This window comes from Pseudomonas donghuensis (assembly GCF_000696345.2).
Classification (GTDB): domain Bacteria; phylum Pseudomonadota; class Gammaproteobacteria; order Pseudomonadales; family Pseudomonadaceae; genus Aquipseudomonas; species Aquipseudomonas donghuensis.
The window spans coordinates 2930385-2943403 of record NZ_CP071706.1 but is presented as its reverse complement, the minus strand read 5'-3'; the positions used below and the strand labels follow the sequence as shown (position 1 = coordinate 2943403).

Here is a 13019-nt window from a genome sequence, read left to right as displayed (position 1 = left end):
TGTCAGCTACCGGCCGGCAGCAACTGCAAGCCCAGGTACAAGCTGAGCATCCCTTCCAGCCGCAACGGGTCGACCTCGCTCAGCTCGGCGATGCGTTCCAGGCGGTAGCGCAGGCTGTTGCGGTGAATGCCCAGGGCGTCGGCACAGGCCTGGCTCTGGCCATCATGGGCGCACCAGGCGCGCAGGGTGGCCAGCAACTGGCCGCTGTTGTCCTTGGCGCGGATGCGCTGCAGCGGTTCGAGCACTTCGTCCAGGGCGTCATCGTTGCGGTGGCGCCACAGCAGGGCCGGCAGCCGATAGCGGCTCAGGGTCAGCACGCGCTCCGCCGGCAGCACCTCACGCCCATAGGCCAGCAGATCACGCACCCGGCGGTAGCCGCGGCGCAATTGCTCCAGGCTTTGCGTCGCCGTCCCAGCGGCCAGGCGCTGGACCTGCCAGCCGTGACGCTGCAGCCGCTCAAGCAATTTCAACTCATCCAGGGCGACGCTGGCGGGCCGGCACCATAACAGCGATTGGCGTGCCGGGCTGACGCACCAGCTGTCTGGATAGCGGCTCATCAACCAGCTGGCCAGCGCTTCAGCGGGAGGCCCGGCATCCAGTTCGAACAGGCAGGGAATGCGCGGCAACTGCGGCTTGAGCCCGAGCTGCCGGGCTTCATCGACCAAGCGCGGCGAGTCGCCAGAGCCTCCCAGCAACAAGGCCAGCAAGTCATCACAACGTTGCCGCCGCCACTGTTGCTCGACCTGCAGATGACGCTGGGCCAGGAGCATTTCGGCGGTCATGCGCACCAACTCGCCATAGGTACGCAACTGCTGCGGATCACCGGTCAGGCCAAGTACGCCGATCAGCCGCCCGTCGAGAAACAGCGGCAGGTTGACCCCGGGCTGCACGCCCTTCAGGCACTTGGCCGCGTCCACGTCGAGCTCGACGATACGGCCGTTGGCCAACACCAGCTGCGCACCCTCATGGCGGGTGTTGATGCGCTCCGGTTCGCCGCTGCCCAGGATCAGGCCCTGGCTGTCCATGACGTTGACGTTGCACGGCAGGATCGCCATCGCCCGCTCGACGATGTCTTGTGCCAGGTCATGGTCCAGTTCGAACATGGGAGGATCCTTGTTGTCGCAATGATTGGTCCGGGGCACAGCAGGCCAGGCGAAATGCTGTGCAAAAGCACAAAGACAGCCACGGCCCGCTCACCGAGACTCGTCGCAGCAGCCGCCTTGACGCAGGTTGCGGCGATAAACATAACAACAGAGAGAGAATCATGTCATACAGCCCTGCCCCTGACCAAGGCCAAGACGTCACCCGCAATGCGCTGTATCGGCGCATTACCCTGCGGCTGATTCCGTTCATCTTCATCTGCTACCTGTTCAACTATCTGGACCGGGTCAACGTCGGCTTCGCCAAGCTGCAGATGCTCGATGCACTCACGTTCAGCGAAACCATCTACGGCCTGGGTGCCGGGATCTTCTTCATCGGCTACGTACTGTGCGGCCTGCCCAGCAACCTGGCACTCAATCGCTTCGGCCCACGGCGCTGGATCGCGCTGATGATGATCGCCTGGGGCACGCTGTCGACCTGCCTGCTGTTCGTCACCACGCCGATGGAGTTCTATGTGCTGCGCCTGTTTACCGGCGCTGCCGAAGCGGGCTTCTTCCCCGGCATCGTGCTGTACCTTTCGCGCTGGTTCCCGGCGGCCCGTCGCGGGCGGATCATGGCCCTGTTCATGTCGGCGATCCCGGTATCCGGGCTGCTCGGCGGGCCGTTCTCGGGCTGGATTCTCAATCACTTCGCCGCCGGCCAGCATGGCCTGGCCGGCTGGCAGTGGATGTTCCTGATCCAGGGCCTGCCCACCGTGCTGCTGGGCTTTCTGGCGATTTTCCTGCTCAGCGATGGCTACGCCAAAGCTACGTGGCTGAGCCCGGCCGAGCGCCAGATGATCGAGGCCGACCTCAAGGCCGATGCCGCCAGCAAGCCGGTGACGAGCAGCGACAGCCTGCTGTCGGTGTTCGCCAATCCGCTGATCTGGACCTTCGGTTTCGTCTACTTCTGCATCCAGAGCGGCGTCTACGCGATCAACTTCTGGCTGCCGTCGATCATCAAGAACCTGGGCTTCAGTGATGCCTTGCTGATCGGCTGGCTGAGTGCGATCCCCTACCTGCTGGCCGGGGTGTTCATGCTGCTGGTCGGACGTTCGGCAGACCTGCGCAACGAGCGGCGCTGGCATTTGGTGGTGCCGATGCTGATGGGGGCACTGGGGCTGCTGATCGCAGTGAACTTCGCTCACAGCCCGGTGATCGCCATTATCGGCTTGAGCATCGCCACCATGGGCGCCCTCACCGGCCTGCCGATGTTCTGGCCGATGCCGACCGCCCTGCTCAGCGCCGGCACTGCCGTGGCGGGCCTGGCGATCATCAACTCGGTCGGGCAGATGGCCGGCTTTCTCAGCCCCTACCTGGTCGGGTTCATCAAGGACCAGACCGGCTCCACCGATGCCGCGCTGTATTCGCTGGCGGGGTTGATTGTGTTTGGCAGCCTGGTGGCGTTGCGGGTTTCGCGGGTGCGGGCTTCCGGGACGGTGGCTGAGCCGGCGAACTGATCAACTGCGCGGCGCTGCTATCGCTGGCAAGCCAGCTCCCACAGGTTCCGGTGATGTGGGAGCTGGCTTGCCAGCGATGCTTTTAATCCCTCGGCGAACTGTGTAAAACAGATCGAATTCCAACCGCGAAGGGACTTTCGATCATGATCTACCGTCCTCTGGGCCACAGCGGCCTGCAGGTGTCAGCGCTGACCCTGGGCAGCATGATGTTCGGCGAGCCGACCAGCACCGAAGACTCGCTGCGTATCATCGACAAGGCCTGGGACCAGGGCATCAACTTCATCGATACCGCCGACGTGTACAACGCCGGGCGTAGCGAAGAAATCGTCGGCGAGGCCATCGCCCGCAACCGCCAGGGCTGGATCCTCGCCTCCAAGGTCGGTTTCGGCCCCGCCGAGGGCCTGCCCAACCGCAGCGGCCTGAACCGCAAGCATATTTTCAATGCCATCGACGCCAGCCTGACCCGGCTGGGCACCGATTACCTAGACATCTATTACCTGCACCGCGAAGACCATAGCACCCCGCTGGAGGTCAGCGTCAGCGCCATCGGCGACCTGCTGCGCCAGGGCAAGATCCGCCACTGGGGCGTGTCCAACTTCCGTGGCTGGCGCATCGCCGAAATCTGTAACCTGGCCGAGCGCCTGGGCGTGGCCAAGCCTGTGGTCAGCCAGCCGCTGTACAACATCGTCAACCGCCAGGCCGAGCCCGAGCAGCTCACCGCCGCCGCTTACCATGGCCTGGGCATCGTGCCGTTCAGCCCGTTGGCCCGTGGCGTGCTCAGCGGCAAGTACAGCCCCAATTCCAACCCCGATGCCAACAGCCGCGCCGGGCGCCAGGACAAGCGCATCCTGGAGACCGAATGGCGGCCCGAATCGCTGGAAATCGCCCAGAAGATCCAGGCCTATACCCAGGCCAAGGGCATCGGCATGGTCGAGTTCGCGATTGCCTGGGTGCTCAACAACCAGCTGATCAGCTCGGCCATTGTCGGCCCGCGCACCGAAGCCCAGTGGGACACCTACAGCGGCGCCCTGGCGGTGAAGATCACGGCTGAAGACGAAGCCTTCATCGATTCGCTGGTCACTCCGGGCCACGCCTCGACCCACGGCTACAACGATGCCGCGCACTTCGTCAGCGGGCGCCTGGCGCGCTAAGTTCGCTGCCGAGCAGGTGGCTGATGGCAGCCTTGAGCCTCATCGGCCGCACCGGCTTGTGCATCAGGGTGTGGCCCTGCTCGCGCACTTGCTGCTTGAGCTCGTTGCTGTAGTTGGCGGTGATCATCAACGCGGCCAGCGGCACACGCCGTTGGGCGTTGATCGCCGCCACCGCATCGACGCCATTGCGGCCGTTGTCCAGGTGATAGTCGGCGATCAACAGGTCGGCGTCGGCGCGGTCGGTCGCCACCTGACGCGCCAGGTCCTGTTCGCTCAAGGCAGTTACCACCTCGCACCCCCACTGCTCCAGCAAGGTGCGCATCCCCGCACAGATCGCCGCGTCGTTATCCAGCACCCAGATGCGTGCACCCTCCAGGCGTTCGCGCAGCGGCTCACTGAGGTCAGGCTCCACCGCTCTTTGCGGTGCCCGTTGGCTTTGCGGTACGCCAATGGCAAACACCGAGCCCTTGCCGGGCACTGAACGCAACTGCAGGCGATGACCGAGAATCCCGGCGATTTTGTCGACGATCGCCAGGCCAAGCCCCAATCCGCGATCCTGGTCCGGACGCTGGATATCACCACGCTTGAACTCCTGGAAGACTTCCTCACGGCGGTCCTCGGCGATACCGATGCCGGTGTCCCAGACTTCGATCCACAGCGTCGCGCCACGACGCCGGCAACCAAGCAGCACGCGTCCACGCGGGGTATAGCGAATGGCATTGCTGAGCAGGTTGCGCAGGATCCGCGCCAACAACTGGATATCGCTGTGCACGCTCAGGCGGCACGGCACGTAGTCCAGGCGCAGGCCCTCACTGGCGGCGGCATGGGCATATTCGGCGGCGAGGTTGTCGAGCAGGTCACTGACCGCGAAAGTCGCAAGGTCTGCCTTGATCACCCCGGCATCGAGCTTGGAGATGTCCACCAGGGTGCCCAGCAGGTTCTCGACATCATCCAGCGAGTTGCTGACGTTGCGCACCAGCGCCGGGTTGGCGCTGCTTTGTTCGAGCAAAGCGCTGGTGAACAGCCGCGCGGCGTTCAAGGGTTGCAGCAGGTCATGGCTGACGGCGGCGAGAAACTTGGTCTTCGACAGGTTGGCCTGCTCGGCCTCCTGTTTAGCCTTGCTCAGTTCGGCGGTGCGTTCACGCACTCGCACTTCGAGGTTCTGGTAAGCCTGGTGCAAGGCCTCGGCGGTGCGCCGGCGCTCGGTAATGTCGCGGATCAGCACGAAGATCCCGACCACCTCGCCATTGGCCAGGCGATTGGGCACGTAGGAGCGCAGCATGTAGCGTTCCTGGCCGTTGACATGGGTTTCGGCGCATTCGAACGTCACGCTTTCGCCGGCCAGGGCCCGCTGGATGTAGCCCTCCAGGCGCTGATAGTGCTCCGGGCTGTGCACCTCGCGCAGGCTCTGCCCAAGCATCACCCCCGGCGGCCAGCAGTACCACTGCTCGTACACCTTGTTGGTGAACTCGTAGACCAGCTCGGCATTGAGGTAAGCGATCAAGGCCGGAACATGGTCGGTGATCAGGCGGATCCAGCGCTCGCTTTCGCTCAGCGCTTGCGCGTGCTGGTAACGCTCGGTGATGTCGGTGAAGGTGTTGACGAAGCCGCCGGTGGGCAGCGGGTGGGTGCGGATCTCGAGCATGCGGCCATCGAACAGGCGTTGTTCCCGTTCATGCACGCAGCGGCCATTGCCGTCGCGACTGGCCGGGGTCAGCAGGGCCAATTCGCTGTCGGCGATCACCTCGGCAAAACTGCGGTGCGCAGCGATTGGCGCCAGGCCGCTGAGCTCGAGAAAGCGCCGGTTCCACAGTTCCAGTACGCCATCGGCATTGACCATGGCCACGCCCTGGGAAAGGTTGTCGACCGCCCGTTGCAGCAAATAGGATTTCTGCGCCACCGCCTGCTCACGGCGCCGGGTTTCGCTGTGCTTGACCTCGGTGATATCGGTGAACAGCATCACCCGCCCGCCGTCGCGGGTCGCCCGCTCGCTGACCTGCAGCCAGCGTCCGCCTTGCAATCGGTACAGCAGGTGATCGTCATTGGCGCCGCGTTGCTCTTCGCTGAACAGGCCGCTGCTGTGCATCAGGCGCTTGACCTCGGCCAGGCGCATGCCGCTGATGATGCGGATACGGCTGCCTGCCCAGAACGCCTTGAAGCGGCTGTTGAACAGCACGATGCGCAAGTCCGGATCGAACAGCACGAAAGCGTCGGAAATACTCTCGATGGCATCGACCAGGTACTGGTGAGCGGTCTCGGCGCGCAAGCGCGCATCGCTGAGCAGGTGGTTGCTGGCCTTGAGTTCGACCAGGGTCTGGTTCAGGGCATCGGTGCGTTCACGCACCTGTTCGGCCAGCACCACCGAATGCTGAAACGCCGCATAGGAATCGTCCGGCCGCGCCGCCCCTGACTCCAGGCGTTCGATCAGTGCGGCGTTGATCCGCAGCAGCTTATGGTTGGCCCGCTGCAGCTCGGCCAAGCGCAGGTCACTGCTGTCGCTGGCCACGGGGCCGTCCGATGGCAACGCCGGTGAAGGTCTGGTTGATGTGCATGCCATTGAACTGTTCTCCGTAGGAGTTAAAGCCCAGCACCCGCTGGCGGCGCAGGAAACTGCCGACTTCGGCCAGGCTGTCGCTGCCTTCCAGCTCCAGGCGGCGTAGGAAGCAATCGCAGCCGATGGCCAGCAACAGCGGCCCGAGGCGCTCACGCAGCCCGTCGAACAGGCCTTCAAGGTTGGGCAACAAGGGGCCGGGACGCATGGCGGTGAGGACGATGCCGTTCTCTACCGCGCAGTAGAAGCTCAGGCTCAGGTCCTCGTGGACCTGCTGAATGGCACGTACGTAGTAGCGCTCGTTGATGCGCACCGCCAACGGGTGGGCGGCGAAGGTACGGTGGTTGATCTGGCTGACCGGCACACCGATCAGTTGCGCGTATTCCAGCGCGGCAGGCTCGGCATTGAGCTCGTAGACCCGGCGCAGGTTGCGGTCGGCGCGGGTGACCACCAGTTTCTCCGTGCGAGGTTCGATGTGATGGGTGGTGAACACCTCGAAGTCCAGCCAGGTATTGACCAGCAACACCACGGCGGCGCCGCTGCGAAAAGCACCGTCGAAATAGACGTGGGTGTGGTTGAGGTAATTGTCATCGCCTGCCGAGCCGCCAAAATGCGGAATATCGCCCAGCGCCGCACTGAGCGCCGCCAGGACCATCTCCTCGCGGCTGGACAGGCCGTCGAGCAAGGTCAGGGCAAAGCTGTGGCCCTTGATCGGTGCCAGGGTATTGCTGCGGCACTCGCCCACCAGCCGCTCGACCGTGGCTTGTGCCTGGATCAGGCTGAACGCCGGCATGGCGTCGATGAGTCCGGCGGCAATCGAGAACTGGCGGTGATCGAAGCCCAGAGCGGTGATGCAGCCCCGGCCATAGCCGTCGGGGGTCAGTTCGCCGGCGCTGGTGCAACCGGCCAGGCGAATGCCGCCAAAGCTCTGTTGCAGGGCCTGGGCCAGGGCCGGCAGATCGTACTCGGCGGAGCAGAAGAACAGCACGAAGCCCAGGTGCGGGTGCAGCAGCTGGCTGGCCAGCTCCTGGGCGGCGAGCTCGGCGGCGCTGGCCCGCGACACGGCACTGATCACCCCCTCGGCTTGAAACTGCTGCATGGCTGCCTCCTGGGTGGGCATTGATGGATGCAGGCAGTTTATGGAGGCTCGGGAGCGGGCCGAATGCTACTTGGGTACTGGGTGTGGGTGGCATTGGTTGTAGAACGGAACCTGTGGGAGCTGGCTTGCCATGCACATAACGCGGCGCCTGGATTACGACCGCTGCGCGCTCGATCGCCGGCAAGTCCGGCTCCCACAGGATTGGCAGTGCTCCCAGGGTCGGTGCAAGACCTGTGGGAGCTGGCTTGCCAGCGATGAGGCCGGTCCAGCTTGCACATAACGCGGCGTCTGGATTGCGACCGCTGCGCGCTCGATCGCCGGCAAGTCCGGCTCCCACAGGATTGGCAGTGCTCCCAGGGTCGGTGCAAGACCTGTGGGAGCTGGCTTGCCAGCGATGAGGCCGGTCCAGCTTGCACATAACGCGGCGCCTGGATTGCGACCGCTTCGCGCTCGATCGCCGGCAAGTCCGGCTCCCACAGGATTGGCTGTGCTCCCAGGGGCGGTGCAAGACCTGTGGGAGCTGGCTTGCCAGCGATGAGGCCGGTCCAGCTTGCACATAACGCGGCGCCTGGATTACGACCGCTGCGCGCTCGATCGCCGGCAAGCCCGGCTCCCACAGGATTGGCAGTGGTCCCAGGGTCGGTGCAAGACCTGTGGGAGCTGGCTTGCCAGCGATGAGGCCGGTCCAGCTTGCACATAACGCGGCGCCTGGATTGCGACCGCTGCGCGCTCGATCGCCGGCAAGTCCGGCTCCCACAGGATTGGCAGTGGCCCCAGGGTCGGTGCAAGACCTGTGGGAGCTGGCTTGCCAGCGATGAGGCCGGTCCAGCTTGCACATAACGCGGCGCCTGGATTGCGACCGCTGCGCGCTCGATCGCCGGCAAGTCCGGCTCCCACAGGATTGGCAGTGCTCCCAGGGGCGGTGCAAGACCTGTGGGAGCTGGCTTGCCAGCGATGAGGCCGGTCCAGCTTGCACATAACGCGGCGCCTGGATTGCGACCGCTGCGCGCTCGATCGCCGGCAAGTCCGGCTCCCACAGGATTGGCTGTGCTCCCAGGGGCGGTGCAAGACCTGTGGGAGCTGGCTTGCCAGCGATGAGGCCGGTCCAGCTTGCACATATCGCGGCGCCTGGATTGCGACCGCTGCGCGCTAGATCGCCGGCAAGTCCGGCTCCCACAGGTTTGGCAGTGCTCCCAGGTCTTGTGTTTACCAGGTCAGCACCGCCCCCACGGCAAAGGTATCGGTATCCTCGTTCTGCGCATCGCCCTCATGCCCGTCGATCTCGAACTGGTTGTACTCGGCCACCAGCTTGAGGTTGTCGTTGATGTCATGAAACAGCGCGATACCGCGGGTTTCATAATCGGCGCCGGTGTTCACCGCGCCGTTGCCGTCATCCTTGGTCTTGCCGTAGGACAGCGCCACGCGGTTCTTGCCGACCTTGTACGAGCTCTGCAGCAAATAACCCTTGCTGTCGACTTCACGCAACGTGGCCTCACCGGCGTTGTTGGTGAAAAACGGGTTGATGCCCTTGGCGGTAAAACCCGAGCCGGTCAGGGAAAAGCCACCCACCTTGGCCTGCACGCCATAGCCCAGGCCTTTGGAGGTGACCGAATCAACCCGGCTGTCGGTGTTGTCCGAGGTCTGGTAGGTGCCGTTGAGCCAGCTGTAGAGCTGCACCCCGCCCAGGTCGAACTGGTAGGTGATCTCGCTCTCGGTACGCGGGTTTTCCTGGTAGGCCTTGCCCACCGCGCTGTCGTCGTTGGTATCGACCGGGTCCATGATCCCCACGGCAATGCGCAGGCCTTCCATCACCGGTGTGCGGTAAGTGATCTGCGAGGTCGGGAACGGGTACGGGTAACCACTGCCGATGTTGCCGAACGACACGCCGCCGCCATCGACCAGGCCCAGGGTGTCACTGACTTGGCCATAACCTGCGAGCAGCTCATCGAGGAGGATGTTGGAGCGGGCGAACAGGCCGAAGTCCTTGCCGATCAGCACCTCGCCCCACTCGGGGTTGGCCACGGTGCCGTAGAACTGGCGCACGTCGATGGCGGTGTCGGTGCCGTTGGTTTCGCTGTCATTGATGGTCACCCAGAACGAGGCGCGGCCACCGAGCTTGAGGTCATCCACCTGGCGGGTCATGTTGAAGCCCAGGTAGTTGGGCAAAAAGCCCATTTTCACCCGCGACTGTCGACGGTCGTACTGCTCCCCCGCCCGATCGACGTCGCTATTGACGTAGAAGGCGTTGATATAGCCGTCGGTGGAAAAGGTCGTCTGCTCCTTGTCGTAGAGCATGATTTCGGCATCGGCCAAGGGGCTCAGACTCAAGGCGACAAGGCTGGTCAGCAAGGGCAGGAAACGGCGATTGGCATTGTTATTGTTGTGCATGGCGCTCTCCGCAAACGGGGGGACGAATGTCGGAGGCGATTATCGAAACCCTCGCCAGGCAGCCATACGCTGCCTTGGCACCGGCCGGGTGCTGCTTTGGCGGCGCGGGCCTGGCTCCCCGCAGGCGGAACTACTCCTCTGACCTAAGCCCTTGCCCACCGGTGCCACAAGGCTAAAGTGGCAAGACCCGGTGCGTTAGGCGCAATCGGCCATGCAAAAATGCAGACTCAGCCTGCAGATTTACGGATTGTATTGGGCAATTTTGCACTGATAGGATCCTTCGATCCTCTAGCGCCTATCCAGACCGTGTTAAAACACGTGGAAAATCAATAACAAAGCAGGGAGACAGCGATGACCGCGCACGCTCAAGCGCCAACCGACGCCCATGTACTGGCCGAGGTTCGCAACCATATCGGTCACTTGACCCTCAACCGCCCCGCCGGCCTCAACGCCCTGACCCTGGACATGGTGCGCAGCCTGCAACGCCACCTGGATGCCTGGGCCAGTGACCCGCAGGTGCAGGCCGTGGTGCTGCGCGGCGAAGGCCCGAAAGGTTTCTGCGCCGGCGGCGACATCCGTTCGCTGTACGACAGCTACAAGGCCGGCGACAGCCTGCACCGGGATTTCTTCGTCGAGGAATACGCCCTCGACCTGTGCATCCACCATTACCACAAGCCGATCCTCGCCTTGATGGACGGCTTCACCCTCGGCGGCGGCATGGGCCTGGCCCAGGGTGCCGATCTGCGCGTGGTCACCGAGCGCAGCCGCCTGGCCATGCCGGAAACCGCCATCGGCTACTTCCCGGATGTCGGCGGCAGTTATTTTCTTTCGCGCATTCCTGGCGAGCTGGGCACCTACCTGGGGGTCAGCGGCGTACAGGTGCAGGCGGCCGATGCGCTGTACTGCGGCCTGGCCGACTGGTACCTGGACAGCAGCAAGCTGGCCAGCCTCGATGAACGCCTCGACACCCTGAGCTTTGGCGAACACCCGCTCAAGGACCTGCAAAGCGTGCTGGCCAAGCTTGGCACCCAGGTGCTCGAAGACGCGCCATTGGCCAGGTTGCGCCCGGCCATCGATCACTTCTTCGCCCTGGCCGATGTCGGCAGTATCGTAGAGCAATTGCGGGCAGTCACCGTGGCCGACAGCCACGAATGGGCGGTGAAAACCGCCGACCTGCTGGAAAGCCGCTCGCCTTTGGCCATGGCCGTGACCCTGGAGATGCTGCGCCGTGGCCGCCACCTGGGCCTGGAAGACTGCTTCGCCATGGAACTGCACCTGGACCGCCAGTGGTTCGAGCATGGCGACCTGATCGAAGGCGTGCGCGCACTGATCATCGACAAGGACAAGCAGCCACGCTGGAACCCCACCACCCTCGCCGGCCTCAACCGCCAGCGCGTGGATCAATTCTTCGAAGGCCTGTGAGGCCTGGAGTACGCAGATGCAAGACCTGGAACTGACTGAAGAACAGATCATGATCCGCGACATGGCTCGGGATTTCGCCCGCGGCGAGATCGCCCCCCATGCCCAGGCCTGGGAAAAGGCCGGCTGGATCGATGATGGCGTGGTGCAGAAGATGGGCGAGCTGGGCCTGCTCGGCATGGTCGTGCCCGAGCAATGGGGCGGCAGCTACACCGACTATGTCGCCTACGCCCTGGCGGTCGAGGAGATCGCCGCCGGCGATGGCGCCACCGGCGCACTGATGAGCATCCACAACTCGGTGGGCTGCGGCCCCCTGCTCGCCTACGGCAGCGCCGAGCAGCAACAGACCTGGCTCGAACGCCTGGCCAGCGGGCAAGTGATCGGCTGCTTCTGCCTGACCGAACCGCAGGCCGGCTCCGAGGCCCACAACCTGCGCACCCGCGCCGAACTGCAGGGCGATCACTGGGTGATCAATGGCGCCAAGCAGTTCGTCAGCAATGCCCGCCGCGCCGGGCTTGCCATCGTCTTCGCGGTGACCGACCCGGAGCTGGGCAAAAAAGGCATCTCAGCGTTTCTGGTGCCCACCGATAACGAAGGCTTCGTGGTCGATCGCAGCGAACACAAGATGGGCATCCGCGCCTCCGACACCTGCGCGGTAACCCTGAACAACTGCCGCATCCCCGCCGCCAATATGCTCGGCGAACGCGGCAAGGGCCTGGCCATTGCCCTGTCCAACCTCGAAGGCGGCCGTATCGGCATTGCCGCCCAGGCCCTGGGCATTGCCCGCGCGGCGTTCGAGGCGGCGCTGCTGTACTCACGCGATCGCATCCAGTTCGGCAAGCCGATCAACGAGCACCAGAGCATCGCCAACCTGCTGGCCGACATGCAGGTGCAGATCAACGCCGCGCGGCTGTTGATCCTCCACGCCGCGCGCCTGCGCAGCGCCGGCAAGCCGTGCCTGAGCGAGGCTTCACAGGCCAAGCTGTTCGCTTCGGAGATGGCCGAGCGGGTGTGTTCCAAGGCGATTCAGGTACACGGTGGCTATGGGTATCTGGAGGATTATCCGGTCGAGCGCTATTACCGCGATGCGCGCATTACCCAGATCTACGAAGGCTCCAGCGAGATTCAGCGCATGCTGATTGCGCGGGAGTTGAAGCACTACACCCTGTAATCACGACCTACTGTAGGAGCGGGCTTGTCCCGCGATAGCGATTCAACAGTGATATCGCATCGCGGGACAAGCCCGCTCCTGCAGTCACTCTTCGACATGCACGCTGTCGAGGTAGCTGCGCACCGCCCATAGTGCTTCCTGGCTCAGGTAGTCGGCCATCTTCGGCATGTACACCCGGCCATCGCGTACCGCGCCGTTGCGCACCCGCTCGACGAACCACTCATCACCGGCAGCGCCTTCGTCAAGCAAGCGCAAATCCGGGGCGATGCCACCGGACTTGGCCTCCAGGCCGTGGCAGGCGGCGCAGTTCTGGTTATAGGCCGAAGCGCCGATCGACACCGCCTCGTCATGGTCCTTGCTGTTGCGGTAAGGGTTTTCTGCGCGCCACTGATCACCGAGCTTTTCCAGGTTACCGGTATTGACCGCGGTCGGCGTGACGTTGCCATGGGCGAAAGCCCCGGCGCTGCTCATCAGGCCGACACCGACGATCAGGCTCAACCAGGCGTGTTTTGCTGTTTTCATTGTTCTGCCCTCGACTGCTGTTTGCACGCAAGAACCTCTCGGCTGAAAGGTTGTGCCGGCATCTTAGGAAGGCCCTGGCAAGGGCCCCATGCTGCTTTGGTGGTCGCAGCCTCCTCCCT

At 64.1% G+C, this 13019-nt stretch carries 9 protein-coding genes; 4 read left to right on the top strand and 5 right to left on the bottom strand.

Going from position 1 to position 13019, the window contains the following annotated elements:
* Positions 1–2: 2 nt before the first annotated feature.
* On the bottom strand, positions 3–1103 hold the full coding sequence (locus BV82_RS13915; protein ID WP_010220466.1) for a sugar diacid recognition domain-containing protein: 1101 nt from the start codon (positions 1101–1103) through the stop codon (positions 3–5).
* A 161-nt stretch (positions 1104–1264) separates the two neighbouring features.
* Here BV82_RS13915 and BV82_RS13910 point away from each other — a divergent pair, with 161 nt between their 5' ends.
* Complete coding sequence (locus BV82_RS13910) at positions 1265–2599, top strand: MFS transporter (protein WP_036995653.1); 1335 nt, start codon at positions 1265–1267, stop codon at positions 2597–2599.
* 143 nt (positions 2600–2742) lie between these two features.
* Complete coding sequence (locus BV82_RS13905; RefSeq protein WP_036995654.1) at positions 2743–3750, top strand: aldo/keto reductase; 1008 nt, start codon at positions 2743–2745, stop codon at positions 3748–3750.
* Here BV82_RS13905 and BV82_RS13900 read toward each other — a convergent pair.
* The 3 genes from BV82_RS13900 to BV82_RS13890 form a co-directional block, all read right to left on the bottom strand.
* On the bottom strand, positions 3728–6307 hold the full coding sequence (locus BV82_RS13900) for a hybrid sensor histidine kinase/response regulator (RefSeq protein WP_036995655.1): 2580 nt from the start codon (positions 6305–6307) through the stop codon (positions 3728–3730). The two genes, BV82_RS13905 and BV82_RS13900, sit on opposite strands and share 23 nt — an antisense overlap.
* Positions 6237–7400, bottom strand: coding sequence for a nitric oxide-sensing protein NosP (nosP, locus tag BV82_RS13895; RefSeq protein WP_010220471.1), 1164 nt, complete (start codon positions 7398–7400; stop codon positions 6237–6239). The genes BV82_RS13900 and nosP overlap by 71 nt, the downstream gene beginning before the upstream one ends.
* Positions 7401–8606: 1206 nt before the next feature.
* Positions 8607–9788 (bottom strand): porin, encoded by a 1182-nt coding sequence (locus BV82_RS13890; protein WP_036995659.1) that lies wholly within the window; start codon positions 9786–9788, stop codon positions 8607–8609.
* Between the two features lie 351 nt (positions 9789–10139).
* Between BV82_RS13890 and BV82_RS13885 the strand changes: the two genes are divergently transcribed.
* Together BV82_RS13885 and BV82_RS13880 are read left to right on the top strand one after the other, a co-directional pair.
* Positions 10140–11210, top strand: coding sequence for an enoyl-CoA hydratase/isomerase family protein (locus BV82_RS13885; RefSeq protein ID WP_036995660.1), 1071 nt, complete (start codon positions 10140–10142; stop codon positions 11208–11210).
* Positions 11211–11226: 16 nt separating this feature from the next.
* Positions 11227–12378, top strand: a complete 1152-nt coding sequence (locus tag BV82_RS13880) for an acyl-CoA dehydrogenase family protein (protein WP_010226529.1) — start codon at positions 11227–11229, stop codon at positions 12376–12378.
* Positions 12379–12462: 84 nt separating this feature from the next.
* On the opposite strand, the gene pedF is transcribed toward BV82_RS13880, so the two are convergent.
* Entirely contained in the window at positions 12463–12900 is a 438-nt protein-coding gene (gene pedF / locus BV82_RS13875; RefSeq protein WP_010226528.1) for a cytochrome c-550 PedF, read from the bottom strand.
* Positions 12901–13019 lie beyond the last annotated feature (119 nt).

Bases quoted from the DNA above. Each gene is read 5' to 3' on its own strand.
- BV82_RS13915 (WP_010220466.1), bottom strand. From the start codon at position 1,103: ATGTTCGAACTGGACCATGACCTGGCACAAGACATCGTCGAGCGGGCG.
- BV82_RS13910 (WP_036995653.1), top strand. From the start codon at position 1,265: ATGTCATACAGCCCTGCCCCTGACCAAGGCCAAGACGTCACCCGCAAT.
- BV82_RS13905 (WP_036995654.1), top strand. From the start codon at position 2,743: ATGATCTACCGTCCTCTGGGCCACAGCGGCCTGCAGGTGTCAGCGCTG.
- BV82_RS13880 (WP_010226529.1), top strand. From the start codon at position 11,227: ATGCAAGACCTGGAACTGACTGAAGAACAGATCATGATCCGCGACATG.
- nosP (WP_010220471.1), bottom strand. From the start codon at position 7,400: ATGCAGCAGTTTCAAGCCGAGGGGGTGATCAGTGCCGTGTCGCGGGCC.
- BV82_RS13885 (WP_036995660.1), top strand. From the start codon at position 10,140: ATGACCGCGCACGCTCAAGCGCCAACCGACGCCCATGTACTGGCCGAG.
- BV82_RS13900 (WP_036995655.1), bottom strand. From the start codon at position 6,307: ATGGCATGCACATCAACCAGACCTTCACCGGCGTTGCCATCGGACGGC.
- pedF (WP_010226528.1), bottom strand. From the start codon at position 12,900: ATGAAAACAGCAAAACACGCCTGGTTGAGCCTGATCGTCGGTGTCGGC.
- BV82_RS13890 (WP_036995659.1), bottom strand. From the start codon at position 9,788: ATGCACAACAATAACAATGCCAATCGCCGTTTCCTGCCCTTGCTGACC.